At 71.6% G+C, this 23,900-nt stretch carries 22 protein-coding genes; 18 read left to right on the top strand and 4 right to left on the bottom strand.

Annotated features, from left to right (window positions below; translation table 11 throughout):
• The first annotated feature begins 6 nt into the window (after nt 1-6).
• The 12 genes from OIU81_RS05350 to OIU81_RS05295 all read left to right on the top strand — a co-directional run bounded on the left by OIU81_RS05350 (nt 7) and on the right by OIU81_RS05295 (nt 14,941).
• Nucleotides 7-879, top strand: a complete 873-nt coding sequence (locus OIU81_RS05350; RefSeq protein WP_443074123.1) for a glycosyltransferase family 2 protein — start codon at nt 7-9, stop codon at nt 877-879.
• Nucleotides 880-958: 79 nt separating this feature from the next.
• Nucleotides 959-1,888, top strand: coding sequence for an ABC transporter permease (locus OIU81_RS05345; protein ID WP_329144352.1), 930 nt, complete (start codon nt 959-961; stop codon nt 1,886-1,888).
• A complete protein-coding gene (locus OIU81_RS05340) occupies nt 1,863-2,684 on the top strand; it encodes an ABC transporter ATP-binding protein (RefSeq protein ID WP_443074122.1) in 822 nt (273 codons plus the stop codon). Before OIU81_RS05345 ends, OIU81_RS05340 begins: the two co-directional genes overlap by 26 nt.
• 452 nt (nt 2,685-3,136) lie before the next feature.
• On the top strand, nt 3,137-4,036 hold the full coding sequence (gene hpnC, locus OIU81_RS05335) for a squalene synthase HpnC (protein WP_329154902.1): 900 nt from the start codon (nt 3,137-3,139) through the stop codon (nt 4,034-4,036).
• Nucleotides 4,033-4,986, top strand: a complete 954-nt coding sequence (hpnD, locus tag OIU81_RS05330) for a presqualene diphosphate synthase HpnD (protein ID WP_329144350.1) — start codon at nt 4,033-4,035, stop codon at nt 4,984-4,986. Before hpnC ends, hpnD begins: the two co-directional genes overlap by 4 nt.
• A 100-nt stretch (nt 4,987-5,086) precedes the next feature.
• Complete coding sequence (hpnE, locus tag OIU81_RS05325) at nt 5,087-6,562, top strand: hydroxysqualene dehydroxylase HpnE (protein WP_329144348.1); 1,476 nt, start codon at nt 5,087-5,089, stop codon at nt 6,560-6,562.
• Nucleotides 6,563-6,615: 53 nt separating this feature from the next.
• Entirely contained in the window at nt 6,616-7,680 is a 1,065-nt protein-coding gene (locus OIU81_RS05320; RefSeq protein ID WP_329144345.1) for a polyprenyl synthetase family protein, read from the top strand.
• A 107-nt stretch (nt 7,681-7,787) separates the two neighbouring features.
• The gene (gene shc, locus OIU81_RS05315) at nt 7,788-9,806 is read left to right on the top strand and encodes a squalene--hopene cyclase (protein ID WP_329144344.1); all 2,019 of its coding nucleotides are present in this window, start codon (nt 7,788-7,790) and stop codon (nt 9,804-9,806) included.
• Entirely contained in the window at nt 9,806-10,474 is a 669-nt protein-coding gene (locus OIU81_RS05310) for a phosphorylase family protein (protein WP_329144342.1), read from the top strand. Before shc ends, OIU81_RS05310 begins: the two co-directional genes overlap by 1 nt.
• A gap of 5 nt (nt 10,475-10,479) precedes the next feature.
• A complete protein-coding gene (gene hpnH / locus OIU81_RS05305) occupies nt 10,480-11,505 on the top strand; it encodes an adenosyl-hopene transferase HpnH (RefSeq protein ID WP_329144341.1) in 1,026 nt (341 codons plus the stop codon).
• Between the two features lie 146 nt (nt 11,506-11,651).
• Nucleotides 11,652-13,556 (top strand): 1-deoxy-D-xylulose-5-phosphate synthase, encoded by a 1,905-nt coding sequence (gene dxs / locus OIU81_RS05300; RefSeq protein ID WP_329144339.1) that lies wholly within the window; start codon nt 11,652-11,654, stop codon nt 13,554-13,556.
• Nucleotides 13,553-14,941: an aspartate aminotransferase family protein gene (locus OIU81_RS05295; protein ID WP_329144336.1), complete on the top strand. Its 1,389-nt coding sequence runs from the start codon at nt 13,553-13,555 to the stop codon at nt 14,939-14,941. Before dxs ends, OIU81_RS05295 begins: the two co-directional genes overlap by 4 nt.
• A 25-nt stretch (nt 14,942-14,966) precedes the next feature.
• Here OIU81_RS05295 and OIU81_RS05290 read toward each other — a convergent pair whose 3' ends face one another.
• Both OIU81_RS05290 and OIU81_RS05285 read right to left on the bottom strand, forming a co-directional pair.
• Nucleotides 14,967-15,386: a GNAT family N-acetyltransferase gene (locus tag OIU81_RS05290; protein WP_329144334.1), complete on the bottom strand. Its 420-nt coding sequence runs from the start codon at nt 15,384-15,386 to the stop codon at nt 14,967-14,969.
• Between the two features lie 37 nt (nt 15,387-15,423).
• Nucleotides 15,424-16,230, bottom strand: a complete 807-nt coding sequence (locus OIU81_RS05285; protein ID WP_329144332.1) for a tyrosine-protein phosphatase — start codon at nt 16,228-16,230, stop codon at nt 15,424-15,426.
• Nucleotides 16,231-16,484: 254 nt separating this feature from the next.
• Between OIU81_RS05285 and OIU81_RS05280 the strand changes: the two genes are divergently transcribed.
• Nucleotides 16,485-17,285, top strand: coding sequence for an SGNH/GDSL hydrolase family protein (locus tag OIU81_RS05280; protein WP_329144330.1), 801 nt, complete (start codon nt 16,485-16,487; stop codon nt 17,283-17,285).
• A gap of 86 nt (nt 17,286-17,371) precedes the next feature.
• On the opposite strand, the gene OIU81_RS05275 is transcribed toward OIU81_RS05280, so the two are convergent.
• A complete protein-coding gene (locus OIU81_RS05275) occupies nt 17,372-17,758 on the bottom strand; it encodes an ATP-binding protein (RefSeq protein WP_329154901.1) in 387 nt (128 codons plus the stop codon).
• A gap of 215 nt (nt 17,759-17,973) precedes the next feature.
• Between OIU81_RS05275 and OIU81_RS05270 the strand changes: the two genes are divergently transcribed.
• From OIU81_RS05270 to OIU81_RS05260, 3 genes are read left to right on the top strand one after another with little or no spacing between them, the layout of a single operon-like run.
• Entirely contained in the window at nt 17,974-18,840 is an 867-nt protein-coding gene (locus OIU81_RS05270) for a helix-turn-helix domain-containing protein (RefSeq protein WP_329144328.1), read from the top strand.
• A 3-nt stretch (nt 18,841-18,843) separates the two neighbouring features.
• Nucleotides 18,844-19,122 (top strand): DUF397 domain-containing protein, encoded by a 279-nt coding sequence (locus tag OIU81_RS05265; RefSeq protein WP_329144326.1) that lies wholly within the window; start codon nt 18,844-18,846, stop codon nt 19,120-19,122.
• Nucleotides 19,119-20,024, top strand: a complete 906-nt coding sequence (locus OIU81_RS05260; protein WP_329144325.1) for an SAM-dependent methyltransferase — start codon at nt 19,119-19,121, stop codon at nt 20,022-20,024. The genes OIU81_RS05265 and OIU81_RS05260 overlap by 4 nt, the downstream gene beginning before the upstream one ends.
• 75 nt (nt 20,025-20,099) lie before the next feature.
• Here OIU81_RS05260 and OIU81_RS05255 read toward each other — a convergent pair whose 3' ends face one another.
• On the bottom strand, nt 20,100-21,119 hold the full coding sequence (locus OIU81_RS05255) for a carbohydrate kinase family protein (RefSeq protein ID WP_329144323.1): 1,020 nt from the start codon (nt 21,117-21,119) through the stop codon (nt 20,100-20,102).
• A gap of 405 nt (nt 21,120-21,524) precedes the next feature.
• On the opposite strand from OIU81_RS05255, the gene OIU81_RS05250 reads away from it, so the two are divergent.
• Together OIU81_RS05250 and OIU81_RS05245 are read left to right on the top strand one after the other, a co-directional pair.
• Nucleotides 21,525-22,955 (top strand): NAD(P)/FAD-dependent oxidoreductase, encoded by a 1,431-nt coding sequence (locus OIU81_RS05250; RefSeq protein WP_329144322.1) that lies wholly within the window; start codon nt 21,525-21,527, stop codon nt 22,953-22,955.
• A 3-nt stretch (nt 22,956-22,958) separates the two neighbouring features.
• Nucleotides 22,959-23,813, top strand: a complete 855-nt coding sequence (locus OIU81_RS05245; protein WP_329144320.1) for a GNAT family N-acetyltransferase — start codon at nt 22,959-22,961, stop codon at nt 23,811-23,813.
• The last annotated feature ends 87 nt before the right edge of the window (nt 23,814-23,900 follow it).

The raw sequence follows: 23,900 nt of genomic DNA, 5'->3' as shown, positions 1-23,900 counted from the left end.
AGCACGATGAAGGTCGGCGCGGTCATCATCACGATGGGCAACCGCCCCGAGGAGCTGCGCGCCCTCCTGGACTCGGTCGCCAAGCAGGACGGCGACCGGGTCGAGATCGCGGTGGTCGGCAACGGTTCGCCGCTGCCCGAGCTCCCCGAGGGCATACGGACCGTCGAGCTGCCGGAGAACGTCGGCATCCCGGCCGGCCGCAATGCCGGTATCGAGGCGTTCGGGCCCGGCGGCCGCGATGTCGATGTGCTGCTCTTCCTCGACGACGACGGACTGCTGGCCCACGAGGACACCGCCGAGCTGTGCCGCCAGGCCTTCGCCGCGGACCCCCGGCTGGGCATCATCAGCTTCCGGATCGCCGACCCGGACACCGGCGAGACCCAGCGCCGGCACGTCCCGCGGCTGCGCGCCGCCGACCCGATGCGCTCGTCGCGGGTGACCACCTTCCTCGGTGGCGCGAACGCGGTCCGTACGGCGGTCTTCGCGGAGGTCGGCGGGCTGCCCGACGACTTCTTCTACGCCCATGAGGAGACGGACCTCGCCTGGCGGGCCCTGGACGCGGGGTGGCAGATCGACTACCGGTCGGACATGGTCCTCTTCCACCCGACGACGGCCCCGGCCCGGCACGCGGTCTACCACCGCATGGTGGCCCGCAACCGCGTCTGGCTGGCCCGCCGCAACCTCCCCGCCCCGCTGGTGCCGGTCTACCTCGGCGTCTGGCTTCTGCTCACCCTCGCCCGCCGGCCGTCGCGGCCGGCGCTGCGGGCCTGGCTGGGCGGCTTCAAGGAGGGCTGGGTCTCGCCGTGCGGTCCCAGGCGCCCCATGAAGTGGGCTACCGTTTGGCGACTGACCCGACTGGGCCGCCCTCCCGTCATCTGACAAGCTCGTATCTGAAGAGCATCAGGCGCGAGCCGGGGCGTGGCCCCGGCAGCGCACCTTGAGGACGAAAGTGTCAACTGTGAGCGAGACCACGCACGACAGTGCGGTCGCCATGAGTGCCCCGCCATCTTCCGATGAGGGGCTCACCCCTGCCCAGCGGGCCCAGAAGTACGGGCTCTCGCAGAGCGGCGCCCGTCCGGGCCTCCTGGAGTACATCGGGCAGCTGTGGCACCGCCGGCATTTCATCTCCGCCTTCGCCAGCGCCAAGCTGACGGCGCAGTACAGCCAGGCCAAGCTGGGCCAGGTCTGGCAGGTGGCGACGCCGCTGCTCAACGCGGGCGTCTACTACTTGATCTTCGGTGTGCTGATCGGCACGAGCCGGGGCGTTCCCAACTACGTCCTGTTCCTGGTGACCGGCGTCTTCATCTTCACCTTCACCCAGAGCTCGGTGATGGCCGGCACCCGGGCGATCTCGGGCAGCCTGGGGCTGGTGCGGGCGCTGCACTTCCCGCGGGCCTGTCTGCCGATCTCGTTCTGCCTGATGCAGCTGCAGCAGCTGCTGTTCTCCATGGGCGTGCTGGTGATCATCCTGCTCGGCTTCGGGCAGGTGCCGACGTGGTCGTGGCTGCTCGCCCTGCCGACGCTGGCGCTGCAGTTCGTGTTCAACACCGGTCTGGCGATGGTGATGGCGCGGCTGGGGGCGAAGACCCCGGACCTGGCGCAGCTGATGCCGTTCATCATGCGGACCTGGATGTACGCCTCCGGCGTGATGTTCAGCATCAGCGTGATCCTCAAGGGCAAGGACGTCCCGAAGTTCGTGGAGGTTCTCCTCAACGGGAATCCGGCCGTCGTCTACATCGACCTGATGCGGTTCGCGCTGATCGACACCTTCAAGGCGAACCAGCTGCCGCACCATGTGTGGGCGTTCGCCATCGGCTGGGCGCTGCTCGCGGGCGTGGCCGGCTTTGTGTACTTCTGGAAGGCTGAGGAGCGGTACGGACGTGGCTGAGCAGACCAACGGCGTCCAGCCGACCGAGGCGGCGCGGGAGCGGATCCCCACCGTGATCGCGGACGATCTGCACATCGTCTACCGCGTCTACGGCACGGGCGCCGGCAAGGGCAGCGCCACCGCGGCGCTGAACCGCATCATCCGCCGCAAGCCCTCCACGGGTGTGCGGGAGGTGCACGCGGTCAAGGGTGTGTCCTTCACCGCCTACCGCGGCGAGTCGATCGGCCTGATCGGCTCCAACGGCTCGGGCAAGTCCACCCTGCTCAAGGCGGTCGCCGGCCTGCTGCCCGCCGAGAGCGGCAAGGTCTACACCCACGGCCAGCCCTCCCTGCTGGGCGTGAACGCGGCGCTGATGAACGACCTGACCGGCGAGAAGAACGTCCTGCTCGGCGGCCTGGCCATGGGCATGTCCCGCGAGCAGGTCCGCGAGCGCTACGACGGGATCGTCGACTTCTCCGGCATCAACGAGAAGGGCGACTTCATCTCGCTGCCGATGCGCACCTATTCGTCCGGCATGGCGGCCCGGCTGCGGTTCTCCATCGCCGCCGCCAAGGACCACGACGTGCTGATGATCGACGAGGCCCTGGCCACCGGCGACCGCAGCTTCCAAAAGCGCTCCGAGGCCCGCATCCGCGAACTGCGCAAGGAAGCCGGCACCGTCTTCCTGGTCAGCCACAACAACAAGTCCATCCGCGACACCTGCGACCGGGTCCTGTGGCTGGAGCGCGGCGAACTGCTGATGGACGGCCCCACCGACGAGGTCATCAAGGCGTACGAGAAGGAGACGGGCAAGTAGCCCCCGTCCCGCACCCGAAGGCCTCCGCGAGTCCGCCTCGCGGAGGCCTTCGGATGTGAAGGAATCGTCAACTCTCCGGGCATCGGGAACAGTTCGGATGGCCGGGATGTTGAGCGGAAGAGGGGCGGGGGCACGGGTACCCCCGCGGAGGCGGGCGAGACGTACGGCGTAAGCTGTACGGGTACTGAACAGCGTCAAGTGGTACATGTCGGGCAGTGCTCACCCAAGCGGGCGATACGGGCCCGATCGGGCGCGTCGCCTGCTGCGGCGTGTCCGAAATAGGATGTTTTAGCTTGGCGGTGTAGAACGGGAGACGTGACGGCAATGGCTACTGGTTCGCTCCGGCACCGAAATGCGCCGGGCAGCCCCCGGTGAGCCGAGACAACGAGCAGGTGCGTCGCGCCTTCCCCCGGAAGGGGGCGGCGGGCGACGGGCGGGAGCAGACGCGCACCGTGCTCGATCAGGCCGCACACGAGAACTTCCCGGTCGCGCCGTTCTTCCTGCCCCGGGTCTGGCGGGCCGATCTGATGGCCGTTTACGGCTTCGCCCGGCTCGTCGACGACATCGGTGACGGCGATCTCGCACCCGGCGGCGGCGACGCCGTGCTCCTCGGGCTGGACCGCGCGCAGGACGGGGGCACCGCCCGCTCGAGCGCAGAGAGCGGGGGAGAGCGGCTCGCGCTGCTGGACGCCCTGGAGGCGGATCTGCACCGCGTCTTCAGCGACCGTGCCCCGGGGCCCCGCCATCCGCTCATGCGCCGGCTCGGCCCGACCGTCCGCCGCTGCCGCCTGACCCCCGAGCCGTTCCTCGATCTGATCGCGGCCAACCGGCAGGACCAGCGGGTCAGCCGCTACGGCACCTACGACGATCTGGCCGCCTACTGCGAGCTGTCCGCGAACCCCGTCGGCCGGCTCGTCCTCGGCATCACCGGCACCGCGAGCCCCGAGCGCATCCGCCGCTCGGACGCCGTCTGCACCGCCCTCCAGATCGTCGAACACCTCCAGGACGTGGCCGAGGATCTCGGGCGCGACCGCATCTACCTCCCCGCCGAGGACATGAAACGCTTCGGCGTCACCGAGTCCGATCTGGCCGCGCCCAGCGGGGGCGCATCGGTGCGCGCGCTGATCGCCTACGAGGCGGAACGCGCCCGTGACCTGCTGAATGAAGGCACCCCGCTGGTGGGTAGCGTCCACGGCAGACTCAAGCTGCTGCTGGCCGGTTTCGTGGCCGGCGGGCGTGCCGCGCTCCAGGCGGTCGCGGCCGCCGATCATGACGTACTCCCTGGACCGCCCAAGCCGACCAAGCTCAGCCTGCTGCGCGAGGTAGCGGCGACATTGCGAAGAGAGGGGTGAGTCGGACCGTGGAGGACACTGCACACGCGTCCGCGCCGGTGCTCGCTGCGTACCGCTACTGCGAGGCCATCACCGGGCAGCAGGCACGGAACTTCGCCTACGGCATCCGGCTGCTGCCGACCGACAAGCGACAGGCCATGTCGGCGCTCTACGCCTTCTCCCGCCGGATCGACGACATCGGTGACGGCACCCTGGAGCCCACCGCCAAACAGGGGCGCCTGGAGGACACCCGGGCGCTGCTGGCCCGCATCAAGGACGGCCGGATCGACGACGACGACACCGACCCGGTGGCCGTCGCGCTCTCCGACGCCGCCCGCCGCTTCCCGCTGCCCCTGGACGGTCTCGACGAGCTGATCGACGGCGTGCTGATGGACGTGCGCGGCGAGACGTACGAGACCTGGGACGAGCTGAAGGTCTACTGCCGTTGTGTGGCCGGCGCGATCGGCCGGCTCTCGCTCGGTGTGTTCGGCACGGTGCCGGGCGCGCAGGACGCCGAGCGCGCCTCGGAGTACGCCGACACCCTCGGCCTCGCCCTCCAACTGACCAACATTCTCAGGGACGTTCGCGAGGACGCCGGCAACGGCCGCACCTACCTCCCCGCCGAGGACCTCGCCAAGTTCGGCTGCGCGGACGGCTTCGACCGCCCCGTACCGCCGCCCGGCTCCGACTTCGCCGGCCTGGTGCACTTCGAGGTCAACCGCGCCCGTGCGCTGTTCGCCGAGGGCTTCCAGCTGCTGCCGATGCTCGACCGGCGCAGCGGTGCCTGCGTGGCCGCGATGGCCGGCATCTACCACCGCCTGCTCTCCCGGATCGCCGCCGACCCCGGGGCGGTGCTGCGCGGCCGGGTCTCGCTGCCCGGCCGGGAGAAGGCCTTCGTCGCGGTGCGCGGGCTGTCCGGGCTCGACGCACGGGCGATCGGCCGGCGGCAGTCCGTCCGGAGGCGCGGATGATGCGCCCGACGGCGAAGGACGGCGGTGACCCCGCGTCAGCGCGGCGGGCAACCCTCCCCGGGGTGGCTGCGTCCCTGACAGCAGTATGGGGGGAGAGCACATGACACCGGGAGCCACGCGGCTCGGTCACGACTCCGGCCTGCCGTCCGGCCGTCCGCAGGGGGCGGCCGCGGTGGTCATCGGCGGCGGTCTCGCGGGCACGACCGCGGCGCTCGCGCTGGCCGACGCCGGGCTGCGGGTCACCCTGATCGAGGGCCGGCCCCGGCTCGGCGGGCTGGTCTTCTCCTTCCGGCGCGAGTCCGCGGCCGGTGCGCTGAGTGTCGACAACGGCCAGCACGTCTACCTGCGCTGCTGCACCGCGTACCGCACGTTCCTGGAGCGGATCGGCGCCACGGACCTGGTGCCCCTCCAGGACCGCATGGACGTACCGGTCCTGGACCCCGGAGGCAGCTTCGGCCGGGGAAGGATGCGGCTGGGCCGGCTGCGCCGCACCGCCCTGCCCGTCCCGCTGCACCTCGCCCGCAGCCTGGCCGGCTACCCGCATCTCTCCCCCGCCGAGCGGGCCCGCGTCGTCCGCGCCACCCTGGCGCTCAAGGGACTCGACCCGGCCGACCCCGCGCTGGACGGGATCGACTTCGGCAGCTGGCTGCGCTGCCACGGCCAGTCGGACCGGGCCGTCGAGGCGCTGTGGGACCTGGTCGGCATCGCCACCCTCAACGCCCGTGCTGAGGACGCCTCGATGGGCCTGGCCGCCAAGGTCTTCCGGACCGGGCTGCTGTCCGCGCCGGGCGCCGCCGACATCGGCTGGTCCCGCGTCCCGCTCGGCGACGTCCATGACACCCTCGCCCGCACCGCACTGGAGAAGGCCGGGGTGCGCCTCGCCCTGCGCACCCGCGCCGGTGCCGTCACGCGCGGCGGGGACGGCTGGCAGGTCTCGGTGGAGAACGGCCCGCACGGCGGCGAGCGGCTGACCGCCGACACCGTCGTCCTCGCCGTACCGCAGCGCGAGGCCCACGGCCTGCTGCCCGACGGGGCGCTGGAGGGCAAGGACCGGCTGCTGGAGATCGGCACCGCGCCGATCCTCAACCTCCATGTCGTCTACGACCGCAAGGTGCTGCGCCGCCCCTTCTTCGCCGCGATCGGCTCCCCGGTCCAGTGGGTCTTCGACCGCACCGACGCCTCGGGGCTCACGCGCGCGGGCGGCAACGAGCGCTGCCAGTATCTGGCGGTCTCGCAGTCCGCCGCGCAGGAGGAGATCGACCAGCCGGTCGCCAAGCTCCGCGCCCGCTATCTGCCGGAGCTGGAGCGCCTGCTGCCCGCCGCCCGGGGCGCCAGGATCCACGACTTCTTCGTCACCCGCGAGCGCACCGCGACCTTCGCGCCCGCACCGGGCGTCGGCAGGCTCCGCCCCGCCGCCCGCACCCAAGCTTCCGGCCTGTTCCTGGCCGGCGCGTGGACCGCCACCGGGTGGCCCGCGACCATGGAAAGCGCTGTTCGCAGCGGCACTGCCGCCGCTCGCGAGGCACTCACCGAACTCGGCTTCCCCCAGGGCCAGTTGCCTCAGGAGGCGGCATGACTACGAGTACGAGCGCTCGCACGAGCACGAGCATCGGAAACAGAGGAGAAACCGTGAATCCGGCTTCCCCAGCTATCGACACCGAGAGCGTCACCGCGCTGCTGGAGCGCGGGCGGACACTCGCCACTCCCGTGCTGCGTGCCGCCGTCAACCGGCTCGCTTCTCCCATGGACACCGTCGCCGCCTACCACTTCGGCTGGATCGACGCCGAGGGCCACCCCACCACGGGGGACAGCGGCAAGGCGGTACGGCCCGCGCTCGCCCTGCTGTCGGCCGAGGCCGCGGGGGCGGCCCCCGAGGTCGGCATCCCCGGCGCGGTCGCCGTCGAGCTGGTGCACAACTTCTCGCTGCTGCACGACGACCTCATGGACGGCGACGAGCAGCGCAGGCACCGCGACACCGTCTGGAAGGTGCACGGCCCCGCGCAGGCCATCCTCGTCGGCGACGCGCTGTTCGCCCTGGCCAACGAAATACTGCTGGAGCTCGGCACGGTCGACGCCGGCCGCGCCACCCGCCGCCTCACCCAGGCCTCCCGCAAGCTGATCGACGGTCAGGCCCAGGACATCTCCTACGAGCACCGCGAGCGGGTCACCGTCGAGGAGTGCCTGGAGATGGAGGGCAACAAGACCGGCGCGCTGCTGGCCTGTGCCGTCTCCATCGGCGCGGTGCTCGGTGGCGCCGACGACCGTATGGCGGACACCCTCGAGAAGTACGGCTACCACCTCGGTCTCGCCTTCCAGGCCGTGGACGACCTGCTCGGCATCTGGGGCGACCCGGACGCCACCGGCAAGCAGACCTGGAGCGATCTGCGGCAGCGCAAGAAGTCGCTGCCGGTCGTCGCGGCCCTGGCCGCCGGCGGCGAGGCCTCCGAGCGGCTGGCCCGGATCCTGGCGGCCGACGCCAAGAAGAGCGAGAGCGAGATCGCCGACTTCACCGAGGAGGAGTTCGCCTCCCGCGCGGCCCTCATCGAGGAGGCCGGCGGCCGTGAGTGGACTTCCCAGGAGGCCCGCCGTCAGCACACCACCGCCATCGCCGCGCTCGACGAGATCGAGATGCCGCAGAAAGTCCGTGCCGAGCTCGTCGCGCTCGCTGACTTCGTCGTCGTACGAAAGAGATGAGCGCCATCGACACCGAATAGTTCGCAGTCGCCGGCCGGTGCCAGCCGGGCGCCGGCCGACGGAATCCCTGAGCACGCTTTTCACAGTTCACTGCCGAAGGGGAAGCCATGACAGCGACGACCGACGGAAGCACCGGGGCGCTGCCGCCCCGGTCCCCTTCGGCCAGCGATGCCACCACTGAGAACACCACGGCATCCGCCCGTACGCGCACCGCCTTACGGGACGACACGGCGGACACCGCCCGCCGCGCGACCACCCGCGCCACCGACCATCTGCTGTCCGCCCAGGACCCCGCCGGATGGTGGAAGGGCGACCTCGAGACCAACGTCACGATGGACGCCGAAGACCTGCTGCTCCGTCAGTTCCTGGGTATCCAGGACCCCGAACTCACCGAGGCGGCCGCCCGCTACATCCGCGGCGAGCAGGGCACGGACGGCACCTGGGCCACCTTCTACGGCGGGCCCGGCGAACTCTCCACCACCATCGAGGCTTATGTCGCCCTGCGGCTCGCCGGGGACGCCCCCGACGCACCGCACATGGCCAGGGCCTCCGCATGGGTCCGCGAGCAGGGCGGCATCGCTTCGGCCCGGGTCTTCACCCGCATCTGGCTGGCCCTGTTCGGCTGGTGGAAGTGGGACGACCTGCCCCAACTGCCCCCAGAACTCCTCTACTTCCCCAAGTGGTTCCCGCTCAACATCTATGACTTCGGGTGCTGGGCGCGGCAGACGATCGTGCCGCTGACCATCGTCTCGGCCAAACGCCCGGTGCGCCCGGCGCCGTTCGCCCTCGACGAGCTGCACACCGATCCGCGCCGCCCCAACCCGCCGCGGCCGCTCGCCCCCGCCGTCAGCTGGGACGGCCTGTTCCAGCGCCTCGACAAGGCGCTGCACCTCTACCGCAAGGTCGCCTTCCGCCGGCTGCGCCGTGCCGCGATGCGCTCCGCCGCCCGCTGGATCATCGAACGCCAGGAGAACGACGGCTGCTGGGGCGGTATCCAGCCGCCCGCCGTCTACTCCGTCATCGCCCTGCATCTCCTCGGCTACGACCTCGACCACCCCGTGCTGCGCGCCGGCCTGGCCTCCCTCGACCGGTTCGCGGTACGGCGCGAGGACGGCGCCCGGATGATCGAGGCCTGTCAGTCCCCGGTCTGGGACACCTGCCTGGCCACCATCGCGCTCGCCGACGCCGGTCTGCCCGCCGATCACCCCCAGCTGGTCAAGGCCGTCGACTGGATGCTCGCCGAGCAGATCGACCGCCCCGGCGACTGGAGCGTGCGGCGTCCCCAACTCCCCTCCGGAGGCTGGGCGTTCGAGTTCGAGAACGACAACTACCCGGACATCGACGACACCGCCGAGGTGGTGATCGCCCTGCGCCGGGTGAAGCACCCCGATCCGCAGCGGGTCGACGCCGCGGTGCGCCGCGCGGTGCGCTGGAACTTCGGCATGCAGTCCAAGGACGGCGGCTGGGGCGCCTTCGACGTCGACAACACCAGCCCGCTGCCCAACCGGCTGCCGTTCTGTGACTTCGGGGAGGTCATCGACCCGCCGTCGGCCGATGTCACCGCCCATGTCGTCGAGATGCTCGCGGAGGTGGGCCGCACCCACGATCCGCGCACCCGCCGCGGTATCGCCTGGCTGCTGGCCGAACAGGACACCTGCGGCGCCTGGTTCGGCCGCTGGGGCACCAACTACCTCTACGGCACCGGATCGGTGCTCCCCGCGCTGGCCGCCGCCGGCATCCCGCGCGCGCACCCCGCCGTCCGCCGCGCGGTCCTGTGGCTGGAGCGGGTGCAGAACGACGACGGCGGCTGGGGCGAGGACCAGCGGTCCTACCAGGACAAGGAGCAGTGGGCCGGGCGCGGCGCCTCGACCGCCTCACAGACCGCCTGGGCACTGATGGCGCTGCTCGCGGCCGGCGAGCGCGACAGCGAGGCGGTACGGCGCGGGGTGCGCTGGCTGGCCTCGACCCAGCGCGAGGACGGCACCTGGGACGAGCCGTACTTCACCGGCACGGGCTTCCCCTGGGACTTCTCCATCAATTACCACCTCTACCGCCAGGTCTTCCCCCTGACGGCGCTGGGTCGCTACCTGGGCGGGGGACCGGCCGCCGCACCGGTGAGGGCCTGATGCCGGGCCGGCACCCGGCGGACGCGGATCCGCCGCTGCTGGTTGCCTGTGCGCTCGGGATCGAGCGGTTCGCGCTGCGCGGCGGCGACCGCGGGGGAGCGGCGGAGCGGGCCTGGCCACGGCCGGTCGTGCTCCGCACGGGCATGGGCCCCCAGGCGGCCGAACGCACCCTGGCCACGGCGCTGGGTGAGGGTGCGGTCACCGAGCGTTCCCCGGTGGTCGCCAGCGGCTTCTGCGCCGGTCTCGCCCCCGGCATGCGGCCCGGGGACGTGATCGTCGCCTCGGCCACCCGCGGCCACCACCCGGACGCCCCGGAGACGCCCTGCCGGGACAACGGTCCGCTGCTGCGGGCCCTGCGGGAGCGCGGTCTGAGGGTGCACAGCGGTCTGCTGTGCGGCTCCGACCACGTGGTGCGCGGTGCGGAGCGGGCCGAGCTGCACGCCGCCGGGGCGGTCGCGGTGGACATGGAGTCCGCCGCCACGCTCCGTGCGGCACGGCGGGCCGGTCCCCGTCCGGTTGCGGCCGTCCGGGTGGTCGTGGACGCTCCAGAACATGAACTCGTGCGTATCGGCACCGTGCGCGGTGGAATATCAGCCTTCCGAGTCCTGCGTTCCATCCTGCCTGTTTTCTACGAATGGCACCGTTCTTTGCTGCTCCCCTGGAGGTGAGTCAGATGGTCATGCCGCTTCGTCAGTCCATCCGGGTCGGTACCTATCTTTTTGAGCAGAAAATGATCCGGCGGCGGGAGAAGTTCCCGCTCATTGTCGAGCTGGAACCGCTCTTCGCCTGCAATCTGAAATGTGAGGGCTGCGGGAAGATCCAGCATCCGGCGGGCGTGCTCAAGCAGCGCATGCCGGTGGCCCAGGCGGTCGGCGCGGTGCTGGAGTCGGGTGCCCCGATGGTCTCCATCGCCGGTGGCGAACCCCTGATGCACCCGCAGATCGACGAAATCGTGCGGCAGTTGGTGGCCAAGCGGAAATATGTCTTCCTGTGCACCAACGCCATGCTGCTGCGCAAGAAGTTGGAAGACTTCCGGCCCTCCCAGTATTTCGCGTTCGCCGTGCACATCGACGGTATGCGTGAGCGGCATGACGAATCGGTCGCCAAGGAAGGTGTATTCGACGAGGCGGTGGAGGCGATCAAGGAGGCCAAGCGGCGCGGCTTCCGGGTCACCACCAACTCCACCTTCTTCAACACCGACACCCCGCAGACCATCATCGAGGTCCTCAATTTCCTCAATGACGACCTCCAGGTCGACGAGATGATGCTCTCGCCCGCCTACGCCTACGAGAAGGCTCCCGACCAGGAGCACTTCCTGGGCGTCGAGCAGACCCGTGAGCTGTTCAAGAAGGCCTTCGCCGGCGGCAACCGGCGCCGCTGGCGGCTCAACCACAGCCCGCTCTTCCTGGACTTCCTGGAGGGTAAGGCGGACTTCCCCTGCACGGCCTGGGCGATCCCCAACTACTCGCTCTTCGGCTGGCAGCGCCCCTGCTACCTGATGAGCGACGGCTACGTCCCGACGTACCGGGAGCTCATCGAGGAGACCGACTGGGAGAAGTACGGCCGCGGCAAGGACCCGCGGTGCGCCAACTGCATGGCGCACTGCGGCTATGAGCCGACCGCCGTCCTCGCCACCATGGGCTCGCTGAAGGAGTCCCTGCGGGCGGCCAGGGAGACCATCGCGGGAAACCGCGGATGACCCGCTGAGCGAAGGGGAGCCCGCGCAGCCGGGCTCCCCGCGTCACGGCCCGGCCCGCCGTCGCACCCCGCCCGCGACGGCGGACCGGACCGGCAGGACCGGCAGGACCGGCAGGGACGCCTGAACGAGTGAGTGGGGGACCGTACATGACGATGCTGGAACACCTCCGGGAACCGCGCCACCTCAAGGCGCTCCCGGAGGCCCGACTGCCCGAACTCGCCGAGGAGATCCGGCACTTCCTCGTCCGGGCGGTCACCCGCACCGGCGGCCATCTGGGCCCCAACCTCGGTGTGGTCGAGCTGACCATCGCCCTGCACCGGGTCTTCGACTCACCCGCCGACCGCATCCTGTGGGACACCGGGCACCAGTCCTATGTGCACAAGCTGCTGACGGGACGGCAGGACTTCTCCAAGCTGCGGGCCAAGGGCGGGCTGTCCGGATATCCCTCGCGCGCCGAGTCCGTGCACGACGTCATCGAGAACAGCCATGCCTCGACGGTGCTGGGCTGGGCCGACGGTCTGGCCAAGGCCCACCGCATCCGCGGTACCCGAGGCACCCGCAACCATGTGGTGGCCGTGATCGGCGACGGCGCGCTGACCGGCGGCATGGCCTGGGAGGCGCTGAACAACATCGCGGCCGCCAAGGACCGCCCGCTGATCATCGTCGTCAACGACAACACCCGCTCCTACGCCCCGACCATCGGCGGCCTCGCCGACCACCTCGCCCTCCTGCGCACCACCGACGGCTACGAGAAGTTCCTGGCCTGGGGCAAGGACGTCCTCCAGCGCACCCCGGTCCTGGGCGCACCCCTGTACGACTCGCTGCACGGCGCCAAGAAGGGACTGAAGGACTTCATCGCCCCCCAGGGCATGTTCGAGGACCTGGGCCTGAAGTACGTCGGTCCGGTCGACGGCCATGACATCGCGGCCGTCGAATCGGCGCTGCGCCGGGCGGCGGGCTTCCACGGGCCGGTGCTGGTGCACTGCCTGACCGAGAAGGGCCGCGGCTACCCGCCCGCCCTGGAGGACGAGGCGGACCACTTCCACACCGTCGGCGTGATGGACCCGCTGACCTGCGCGCCGGCCGCCGCGCCCGGCGCTCCCTCCTGGACCTCCGTCTTCGGCGACGAAATGCTGCGCATCGGCGCCGAACGCGAGGACGTGGTCGCCCTGACGGCGGCGATGCTGCAGCCGGTCGGTCTGGAGCAGTTCGCCCGGGCCTACCCGGACCGGGTGTGGGACGTGGGCATCGCCGAGCAGCACGCGGCCGTGTCGGCGGCGGGCCTGGCGACCGGCGGCCTGCACCCCGTCGTCGCCGTCTACGCCACCTTCCTCAACCGTGCCTTCGACCAGGTGCTGATGGACGTGGCGCTGCACAGGTGCGGGGTGACCTTCGTGCTGGACCGGGCCGGTGTCACCGGCACCGACGGCGCCTCCCACAACGGCATGTGGGACATGTCGATCCTGCAGGTCGTCCCGGGCCTGCGGATCGCCGCGCCGCGCGACGCCGACCAGCTCCGCGCCCAGCTGCGCGAGGCGCTGGACGTGGACGACGCACCGACCGTCGTCCGCTTCCCCAAGGCGGCGGTGGACGACCCGGTCCCGGCCGTCGACCGGATCGGGGGCGTCGACGTCCTCCACCGGGCACCGCACCCGGACGTCCTGCTGGTCGCCGTCGGGGTGATGGCCCCGGTCTGTCTGCGGGTCGCCGAACTCCTCGCCGCGCGCGGGGTCGACGCCACCGTCATCGACCCGCGCTGGGTCAAGCCGGTCGACGAGACCATCGGGCAGCTCGCCGCGCAGCACGCCATGGTGGCCGTCGTCGAGGACAACAGCCGGACCGGCGGCGTCGGCTGGGCGGTCGGCCAGGCCCTGCGGGACGCGGAGGTGGACGTGCCGCTGCGCACCTTCGGGATCCCCGAGCAGTTCCTGCCGCACGCCCGGCGCGGTGAGCTGCTGGCCGACATCGGACTCACGCCGGCCGAGATCGCCGGACAGATCAGCGCCGCGCTGGGCCGCGCCGCGACGGGCCGTAAGGAGAGCACACCGTGACCGGATTCGATCTGACCGGGCTCCTCGCCGAGCGCGGCGGTGAGCGCTACGAGCTGCACGCCCGCCACCTCAACCACCAGCTCCCGCGGATGCTGCACACCATCGGTTTCGACCGGGTCTACGAGCGGGCCGAGGGCGCGTACTTCTGGGACGCCGAGGGCCAGGAGTACCTCGACATGCTCGCCGGGTTCGGGGTGATGGGCCTGGGCCGGCACCATCCCGTCGTCCGGCAGGCGCTGCACGACGTCCTCGACGCCTCGCTGGCCGATCTCACCCGCTTCGACTGCCAGCCGCTGCCGGGGCTGCTCGCCGAGAAGCTGCTCCGCCATGCGCCCCACCTCGACCGGGTCTTCTTCGGCAACAGCGGCACCGAAGCCGTCGAGACCGCCCTGAAGTTCGCCCGCTACGCCACCGGCAGACCGCGCATCCTCTACTGCACCCACGCCTTTCACGGCCTGACGACCGGCGCGCTCTCCGTCAACGGCGAGGACGGCTTCCGCGACGGCTTCGCCCCGCTGCTGCCGGACACCGCCATCGAGATGGGCGATCTGGCCGCACTGGAGCGGGAGCTGAAGCGCGGCGACGTGGCCGGGTTCGTGGTCGAACCCATCCAAGGCAAGGGCGTCCACCCCACCCCGCCCGGCTTCCTGCGCGCCGCCCAGGAACTGCTGCAACGCCACAAGGCGCTGCTCATCGCCGACGAGGTGCAGACCGGCCTCGGCCGCACCGGCGACTTCTTCGCCTACCAGCACGAGGACGGCGTCGAACCGGACCTGGTGTGCGTGGCCAAGGCGCTCTCCGGCGGCTATGTCCCCATCGGCGCGACCCTCGGCAAGGACTGGATCTTCAAGAAGGTCTACTCGTCCATGGACCGGGTCCTGGTGCACTCCGCGAGCTTCGGCTCCAACGCCCAGGCGATGGCGGCCGGTCTCGCGGTGCTCGCGGTGATGGAGGACGAGCAGCTCGTCGCCCACGCCCGGCACATCGGTGACCTGCTGCGCTCCCGGCTCGCCGCGCTCATCGACGACTACGAGCTGCTGCACGACGTACGGGGCCGCGGCCTGATGATCGGCATCGAGTTCGGCCGCCCCAAGTCCCTGAGCCTGCGCGGCCGCTGGACCATGCTGCAGGCCGCCCGCAAGGGGCTGTTCGCGCAGATGGTCGTGGTGCCGCTGCTGCAACGGCACCACATCCTGACCCAGGTCTCCGGCGACCACCTGGAGGTCATCAAGCTGATCCCGCCGCTGATCATCGACGAGCGGGACGTCGACCGGTTCCTCACGGCCTTCACCGCCGTCATGGACGACGCCCACAACGGCGGCGGCCTGATGTGGGACTTCGGCCGGACACTGGTGAAGCAGTCCTTGCAGACGGGCCGGGGCTGACCGGCGCCCCCACTGTGACCGGGCACTACTGGCGTCCGTACGCCATCCACTTCGCGGGTTCCGTCAACGGGCGGAACCCGGCCTTCCCGTAGACCTCATGGGCATCGGCGGTGGCGAGGAGAATGCGGCGCACGTCGTAGGGGGCCAGCTGGTCGCGGACCGCGGCGACCAGTGCCGTGCCTATCCCCTTGCCGCGCGCCTCGCGGGCGACGTAGACATCGCAGAGCCAGGCGAAGGTGACCCGGTCGGTGACCACCCGCGCATAGGCGACCTGGGCGCCCGAGCGGGTGTCGTAGGCACCGAAGTTCAGTGAGCCGGCGATCGCCCGGTCCTGCTTGTCGCGTGAACGGCCCGCCGCCCAGTACGTGTCGGTGGACAGCCAGTGGTGCACCAGAGCGGCGTCCAGCCGGGCCGGATCGCTGGAGAACTCATAGTTGTCGATCATGCCGGGAAGACTGCCACAGGGGCACCGCTCGCGGGTGTCAGTCCGTCAGCAGCTGGTCCCGCAGCCGGTCCCGGACGGCGGGGGTCAGCTTCAGCCCGTCGGCGAGGTAGGCCTCGGTCGAGCCCCAGGTCCGCTCGATCGCGTCGTAGGCGGCCGTGAGGTAGTCGGTGTGCGCGCCGAACAGCGGCGAGAGCAGCTCCATGACCTCCGGCGACATCCCCACCGCCGAGCTGTCGGAGCGGCGGATCTTGTAGCGGCGGTGCGGGTCGTTGGACTTGAGGTAGTCCGCCTCGATGGCGTCCCGCTCCACGCCGACCGCCAGCAGGGTCACGGCCACGGACAGGCCCGCCCGGTCCTTGCCCGCCGCGCAGTGCATCAGCGCCGGCACGCTGTCCTCGGCGAGCGCATGCAGCACCCGGCTGTGGTCCTCGGTGCGGGTGGTGATGATGTGGCGGTAGGTGGCGGCCATCCGGGCCGCGGCCTTCCCGTCGCCGAGCGCGCCGCGCAGCTGGTCCAGCTCGCCGTCGCGCACCATCGTCCAGAACTCCGCACCGTCGGCCGGGTCGGTGAGCGGGATGTTCACATTGCGCACACCGGGCAGGGCGACATCCGGCCCCTCCAGCTTGATGTCCGAGGCATTGCGGAAATCAAAGACGGTGTGCAGTCCGAGTCCGGCCAGAAATGCCGCATCGTCCTCCGTCGCATGGGCGAGATGCCCGCTGCGGAACAGCCTGCCCTCCCGTACACGACGCCCGTCCACGGTCGGCAGTCCGCCCACGTCACGGAAGTTGCGGACCTCCGCGAGCTCGGTCTGGGCCGGTGGAACCTGCGGCGTCTGCGTCACGGGCGCTCCTCGGTGTCGGCCGCCGACGCTGCTCGTCGACGTGGCGGGTCACCATCCGACGATACGACATTGATGCAAGGGGCAATCAGGCCGCAATCAGGGCGCGTGGGGGTGCGGCGAAGCGCTCGGGAAGCAAGGGGTGATCGTTCGTTATTCCCATTTGGGCAGAATTTGACTTGGTGGCATTTATCACCCGCCGTCAACCCCTGGTTACGGTGGCGTAGGTCACTTCTCGAGGTGAAATATGTCCTGACGTGGCAGACGATTCGAAGAACCTCAGCAGCGGCGCCCATGGCGCCATCGGGTCGTACGCAGCCGTCGGGGACAGCTTCACGGAGGGGGTCGGGGATCCCGGCCCTGACGGGGTGTACATCGGTTGGGCGGACCGGCTCGCGGTCCTGCTCTCGGACCAGCGGGCGGAGGAGGACTTCCGCTATGCGAACCTCGCCGTCAGGGGACGGCTCCTGGGCCAGATCATCGAAGAACAGGTGCCGCGGGCCAAGGAGCTCGCCCCCGCGCTGGTGACGTTCTGTGCCGGCGGCAATGACATCCTGCGCCCGGGCTCGGACCCGGACGCGGTCGCCGAGCGTTACGAGGCGGCGGTCCGCGATCTGGCCGGATCGGTCGGCACGGTCCTGCTCTGCACGGGTTTCGACACCCGCGGGATCCCCGTGCTCAAGCATCTGCGCGGCAAGATCGCCACGTATACGGCGCACGTCCGGGCCATCGCGGACCGGCACGGCTGCCCCGTCCTGGACCTGTGGTCGCTGAAGTCGGTGCAGGACCGGCGGGCCTGGAGCGAGGACCGGCTTCATCTGTCGGCCGACGGGCACACCCGGGTGGCGCTGCGCGCGGCCCAGGTGCTCGGGCTGGGGGTGCCGGCCGACCCGGACCAGCCGTGGCCTCCGGAGGCGGAGCGGACGGCCGCCGACGCGCGGCGGGACAACATCCACTGGGCGCGGGAGCATCTCGTACCGTGGATCGGCCGCCGGCTGCGCGGTGAGTCCTCCGGCGACCACGTCGAGCCGAAGCGGCCCGATCTGCTGCCGCTCTAGGGCATGTCCGCCCCAGGGATCCTCGCCGGGCGGCACCGGCCCGAGCATGACGGAGGCCCCGACTGCGCCGATGGCGGAGCGGGGCCTCAGTGTGCCGCGGTGCCGGTGTAGGGCAGGTCCGCCCAGACGACCCGGCCCGGTCCGCTGTCGGCGGGCCGGGAGCCCCAGCAGTCGGACAGCGCGCCGACGAGGAACAGGCCCCGTCCGCACTCCTTGTCCACGCTGCCGGGCTGGACGTGCGGTGCCGCATTCTCCGGGCCGCCCTGGTCGGTGATCTCTATGCGTATGTGCGCGCCGGACAGGGCGAGTTCACACCCGATCTTCTCGCTGTCGGTGTGCCGCAGCGCATTGGTGAACAGCTCGGAGACCACCAACTCCACGTCGTCGCGGACTTGTTGAGCCGCGCCCCACTCGCTCAGCAGCGCGCTGACGCGCCGCCGTGCCTCGGGCACGGACGTGCGTTGCGCCGGCAAGTGGAACGCGTCCTGCGGGTACTGGGCGACGGAACTGCCACAGCGCCCTAACGAAGGAGCGTTGTTGGAGGAAGCCACTCCGTAACTATGTGCGATGCCGGTGACCGATGGCAAGGATCACTCTGCAATTTGCAGAATCGTAAGATGCAGTCTGTTCGCGCTCCTGACGGCATGACACACTGCTGCACACTGAATTCAGTGGGAGGCGATCGGACGTGGCGGACCCACGGTCGGCAGGTGCACCGACCGTCCTGCGGGTGGTGCTCGGCAAGCGACTGCAGGACCTGCGCGAGAAGGCGGGGCTCTCCTTCGAACAGGCCGCCGCGGCTCTCGACGTGACCCACGCCACGATACGGCGCATGGAGAAGGCCGAGGTCGGCCTCAAGCTCCCCTACGTCGAGAAGCTGCTGGCGACCTACGGCGTGGTCGGCGAGGACGAGATCGAGGGCTTTCTCTCGCTCGCCCGCGAGGCCAACAAGCCCGGCTGGTGGCACCGGTTCCGGGACGTCCTGCCCGAGTGGTTCAGCGCATACGTCAGCCTGGAGAGCGAGGCCAACCTCATCCGGGCCTACCAACCGCACTACGTCCCCGGGCTGTTGCAGACGGAGGACTACGCCGCCGCCGTGCTGCGGGCGGGGATGCCGCACGCCGCACCGGCGGACATCGACCGGATCGTCGCCCTGCGGATGGAACGGCAGTCCCTGCTGACCCGCGACAACGCACCGATGCTGTGGGTCGTCATGGACGAGACCGTGCTGCGGCGGCCGATCGGCGGCTCCCCGGTGATGCGGGAGCAGATTTCCCGGCTCATGGAAGCCACCGCGTTGCCGAACGTCCGGCTGCAGATCATGCCCTTCGCCGCGGGCCCGCACCCGGCCATGTACGGCCCTTTCCACCTCTTCCGCTTCCCGATCCCGGAGCTTCCGGACATCGCATACGCGGAAAGCCTCGTCGGAGCCGTGTACTTCGACCAGCGCAACGACGTCTCGCAGTTCCTGGAGGCCCTCGACCGGATGTGTGCGCAGGCCGCGCCGGCACACCACACCGAGGCCATTCTGGGTGGCTTTCGCAAGGAGATCTGAACCATGGATCGCATACGTATCTACAACGGCATGCCCGCCAAAGAGCTGGGCACGGACGGCTGGCACAAGCCGTGGAGCGGCGGAAACGGCGGCGAGTGCGTCGAGGCCATGCGGCTGGGGGACGGCCGGATCGCGCTGCGCCAGTCGACCGACCCGGACGGCCCTGCCCTGATCTACACGCACCGCGAAATGGTGAGCTTCATCGAGGGCGCGAAGGCGGGTCACGCCGACTTCCTCCTCGCGGCGGCACCGGGCCGGTGCACCGAGCGGAGGACGGCATGAGCGCCCAGAACAGCTCCCCGCCCGCACCGGACGACGCGGTCACCGGCATCGGACCGTACGTCCAGGGCCCGGAGCACTCCGGCTTCTCGGCCGAGGAGATCGACACCAGCCGGCCGCACCCGGCCCGGATGTACGACTACTACCTCGGCGGCTGGGACAACTACGAGGTCGACCGGGTGGCCGCGGAGCGCGTCATCGAGGTCCACCCGCAGGTACGGCTCAGCGCCCGCGCGAACCGGGCCTTTCTGCGGCGGGCGGTGCGCGCACTCGCCGCCGACGGCATCCGGCAGATCATCGACATCGGCACCGGCATCCCCACCTCACCCAGCACCCACGACGTGGCCCGCGAGACCGCGCCCGACACCCGCGTCGTCTACGTCGACAACGACCCCATCGTCGCCACCCACGCCGGGGCCCGGCTGACCAACACCGAGGGCACCGCATTCGTGCTCGGGGACGTCCGGGACCCCAAGGCCGTGCTGGACCACCCGGCCGTCCGGGAACTGATCGACTTCGACTGTCCGGTGGCGCTGCTGCTGGTCGCCGTCCTCCACTTCATCCGGGACGACGAGGATCCCGCCGGGCTCGTCGCCACCCTCGCCGAGGCGCTCCCCGCGGGCAGCTGTCTCGTGCTGTCGCACGCCACCGGCGAACCCTACGAGGCCTATGCACCGGGCCGCACGGACGAGCGGGCGCGCGACGGCGTGGTGAGCGTCTACCAGAGCTCCACCGCCGGCCTCAATCTGCGCGGGAAGGCCGGCATCGCGCCGCTCTTCGGACCGTTCACCCTGCTGGAGCCGGGTGTCGTACGGGTGCCGCTGTGGCGGCCGGACGGTGCGGTGCCCGGCGCCGAGGAGCTCAACAACACCATTTTCTACGGCGGCGTCGGCCGCAAGGACTGAGCCGGGCGGCCGGACGGGCGGGGCGTCCCCTGACGGGGAAGACGCCGCGCGGACCGTCCGGCCGGGAGCGGGCGGCTACGCCCCCGCGGGGGAGACCCGGTCGTCCGCCGGGCCCGCGAGGCCGGTGCCGGGCGGCGTGGCGGAGTGCGGCGGAGCGGCGGGCCGCGGCGTCGTGGTGGGCACCGCGCGCAGCACGTCCGGACCGATGAGGGCGGTGTACGTGCCGGCCGAGGTACAGGCATGGGCCCCGGCGACGGCGCCCAGCCGCGCGCAGTCCTCCAGGCTCCGGCCCAGATACCGCCCGTAGAGGAACCCGCAGGTGAAGGCGTCGCCCGCGCCGTGGGTGTCCACGACCGGCCCGGGCGGCACCACGGCCGGCACCGGACGCGGGGAGCGGTCGTCGGCGGCCAGGAGATAGGCGCCGCCGGCCCCCGCCGTCGCGATCACGGCCTCGGCACGCCCCTCGTGCAGGATCTCCCGCATCACGGACGCGATCCGTTCCCCCGCCCCGGAGGTGCTGAGGAACACCAGGTCCGAGCGGAGTGCGAACTCCCGGTGATGCTCCGTCAGCCCGTCCCAGTCGTGCAGGTCCGTGGAGACGGGGAGGCCCAGCGCTTCGATGTCGTCGTACAGGAAGCGGGCGAAGTGCGTGATCGACAGATGGACGTGCCGGGCCCGGCGCAGCGCCGGGAGGTAGTGCTCCGGCGGCATGCGCAGGTCGAGCGGGTCGCGGGCGTCGTAGAAGGACATCCGGCGGCCGTCGGGGGCGACGAGATTGACCGCGCGCCGGGTGCCGTGCGGGGAGATCAGTGGCCGGAAGTCGACGCCGGTGGCGGCCATCCGTGCGCGGACCAGGCTGCCGGGGTGGTCGTCGCCGATGAAGTCCACGAATCCGGTGGTGAGCCCGAGCGCCGCGCAGCCCAGCGCGACGCCGGTGCCGGTGTGTCCCACCCCTTCGCGAATGGGGGGCACCGCGGCGGAATCGGTGAGCGGCAGCGGCAGCGCGCCGACCGGTACGACGGTGTCCACGCCCGACCCGCCGACGACGAGTACGTCATAGGCGTCATACGGCTCAGAAACCTGCTGGAATGTCACAAGCGTCCCTGGATCCCTTGCTGGTGAGACGAATCCCTTGCTGGTGAGACCGTTTGCGGACGATGTCCGTCCGCTGCCGGGAGTCTAGACGCAGGCGCGCCTCATGACGGGATGTCAGGGAGGGTGGTGACGCGAGGGGGAAACGCATCGCCCGGGGCCCTGGGTGCGTCTGTGGTGGGTGAGGAGCGAGGGAGAACCGGCGCCCGGCGGGAGCGCACCGCACATTCGTCCAGCAGGTGAGACGGAAGGCCGTTGACACGGGCGTCGCGGACACTGAAGCGTGAACAACCACCGGTGACCGGCTACCGGAAGCGGCGGGCGGAGCCCCGGCGCGCGAGCCGGCCGGGAGACATGAACGAGCGGGCGTACGGCGGCCGGACGGGCCGGCGGGGGAGCGAGGCAGGGATGGCAGAGCACTCCAATGGCGGACGCACCGCGATCGTCATCGGCGGCGGACTCGCCGGGATGCTGGCCGTCACGGCCCTGACCGGGCAGGTCGACGCGATCACGGTCGTCGAACGCGACCGCTATCCGCAGGGCCGGGCCTTCCGCAAGGGCGTCCCGCAGGCCCGCCATCTGCACATCCTCCTCAGCGGCGGCGAGCGGGCACTGGAGGAGCTGTTGCCCGGCACGGTCGACGCCCTCGGCGAAGCGGGCGCCCGCAGCCTGGAGCTGCCGCGCGATCTGCTCACCCGTACCCCCACCGGCTGGCAGCGCCGCTTCGACGAGCGCCGGCACCGCACCCTGAGTGTGACCCGGCCGGTGCTGGACGCGGTCGTCCGCGAGCGGGTGCTGCGGGCCGCCGCCGGTTCGGGCACCCGCGTCGAGGTCCTCGAAGCGACCGAGGCCGTCGGACTGACCGGGGACGCCCGCCGGGTGACGGGTGTACGGGTGCGGTCGCGGGACGGTGCGCGGTCCGTGCGGGATCTGACGGCCGGGCTCGTCGTGGACGCCTCGGGCCGCGGCTCCCGCACCCCGCAGTGGTACGCCGCACTCGGCCGCACCGCCCCGCACGAGGTGACCGTCGATGCGGGGATCGCCTACGCCACTCGGATGTACCGCCCCAAGGACGCGGCCGCGCCCGACGTGGGCGTCAACGTCCCCGGCTGGCCCGAGTGCCCGCGCGGCGGGGCGTACGTACCGGTCGAGGACGGCAACTGGCTGCTGACACTGTCCGGTGTGCGCGGACACCACCCGCCCACGGACGCCGCGGAGTTCACCGCGTTCAGCGCGACGATCGGCGACCCGTACGTCCATGAACTGCTCAGCGGGGCCGAGCCGCTCTCGCCGGTGTACGGCTTCCGCGACACCTGCAACCGCCGCCGGCACTTCGAACGGTCCGGTGCGCTCCCCGACGGATTCCTCGTCCTGGGGGACGCCTGCTGCACCTTCAACCCCGTGTACGGGCAGGGCATGTCGGTGGCCGCCCTCGGCGCGCTGGCGGTGCGCGGCACGCTCGCCGGCGGCGGGAGCACCGCCGAGGCGCAGCGGGCGGTGGCCCGTGCCATGGAGCCCGCCTGGCTCGCCGCGGTCGGCGCGGACCGCCCGTATGCGAGCGCCGCGGACGCCAAGGCCGGTGCCGGCGAGCGGCTGACCACGTGGTATCTCGACCGGCTCGCCGCCCGCGCCGCCATCGACCCCGTCGTCGGCGCGGCCTACCGGGACGTTTTCTGCCTCACCGCGCCGCCCGCCCGCCTCATCGCCCCGCGCATCGCCCTGCGCACCGTCTTCCTGCCGCGCCGCCCCGGTCTCCCCGTCCCGCCCACAGCCGTCGAGGGGGTGTCCGCCGGCCCGCGAAAACCGGCTGCGTCCGCGCGCAGGCCCACGGGAGGATGAGGCATGGCGTGGACCACGACCCAGGATCCTGAGGACTTCGAAGCGGCCGCGGGAGCCTTCCTGCGCAGCCGGCCCACCGCGCACACGGTGCTGCTGTCGGTGGTGTCGTCGCTGCGCTCGCTCGGGGCGGATGTGTACGGGGCGGACGCGCCGGCGTTCGGCTGGTGGCGGCCGAGCGGGCAGGCCCCGGTCGGCGCCGCGTTCGTGTGGACCCCGCCGCGTACGGTGCTGCTGTCGCCGATGCCGGACGAGGCCGCGGGCGCGCTGGTGGAGACACTGGCGGCGGAGCGGACCGAGATCCCTGGGGTGAAGGGCGGCCGGGCGGTGGCCGAGGCGGTCGCCGGTGCCTGGCAGCGGCGCCATGGCGGCACGGTGATCTGCGCCCAACGCCTCCGGCTCCACCGGCTGGACCAGCTGATCGAGCCGTCCCCGGCGCCACCGGGCGCGGCCCGGCGCGCCACGACCGCCGACCGGGACCTGCTGCTCGCCTGGTTCACCGCCTTCGCCGCGGAGATCGGGGGCACGCCGCCCCGCGACGCCCGGGCGGCCGACGACCGGATCGCCGGCGGCCGCTGCCTGTTGTGGGAGACCGGCGGCCGTCCCGTCTCGATGGCCTGCCACACCGACCCGCTCGCCGGCGCGGCCCGCGTCGCCCCCGTTTACACCCCTCCCGAGCTGCGCGGACGCGGGTATGCGGGAGCGGTGACGGCCGCCGTCTCCCGCGCCGTACGGGCCCGTGGCACGCAGGAGGTGCTGCTCTTCACCGACCTCGCCAACCCCACCAGCAACGCCCTCTACCGGCGGCTGGGCTATCGCCCGGTCGAGGATCAGCTCGCCCTGGAGTTCGGGCGGGAGTAGGGCTCCGCCGCAGGTGCGGGCGAACGGCGGCCGTCCGTCCTTGCGGGCGCCGCAGCTCACCGCAATGGACGCGTCCGAGGTGCCGAA

This window comes from Streptomyces sp. NBC_01454 (assembly GCF_036227565.1).
In the GTDB taxonomy this organism is placed as follows: Bacteria; Actinomycetota; Actinomycetes; order Streptomycetales; family Streptomycetaceae; genus Streptomyces.
This window is presented reverse-complemented; position numbering and strand designations above follow the sequence as displayed.

Coding starts and splice junctions, on each gene's coding strand:
- OIU81_RS05350 (WP_443074123.1), top strand. CDS start 7: ATGAAGGTCGGCGCGGTCATCATCACGATGGGCAACCGCCCCGAGGAG.
- hpnE (WP_329144348.1), top strand. CDS start 5,087: ATGACACCGGGAGCCACGCGGCTCGGTCACGACTCCGGCCTGCCGTCC.
- shc (WP_329144344.1), top strand. CDS start 7,788: ATGACAGCGACGACCGACGGAAGCACCGGGGCGCTGCCGCCCCGGTCC.
- OIU81_RS05310 (WP_329144342.1), top strand. CDS start 9,806: ATGCCGGGCCGGCACCCGGCGGACGCGGATCCGCCGCTGCTGGTTGCC.
- hpnH (WP_329144341.1), top strand. CDS start 10,480: ATGGTCATGCCGCTTCGTCAGTCCATCCGGGTCGGTACCTATCTTTTT.
- dxs (WP_329144339.1), top strand. CDS start 11,652: ATGACGATGCTGGAACACCTCCGGGAACCGCGCCACCTCAAGGCGCTC.
- OIU81_RS05290 (WP_329144334.1), bottom strand. CDS start 15,386: ATGATCGACAACTATGAGTTCTCCAGCGATCCGGCCCGGCTGGACGCC.
- OIU81_RS05265 (WP_329144326.1), top strand. CDS start 18,844: ATGGATCGCATACGTATCTACAACGGCATGCCCGCCAAAGAGCTGGGC.
- OIU81_RS05260 (WP_329144325.1), top strand. CDS start 19,119: ATGAGCGCCCAGAACAGCTCCCCGCCCGCACCGGACGACGCGGTCACC.
- OIU81_RS05250 (WP_329144322.1), top strand. CDS start 21,525: ATGGCAGAGCACTCCAATGGCGGACGCACCGCGATCGTCATCGGCGGC.
- OIU81_RS05245 (WP_329144320.1), top strand. CDS start 22,959: ATGGCGTGGACCACGACCCAGGATCCTGAGGACTTCGAAGCGGCCGCG.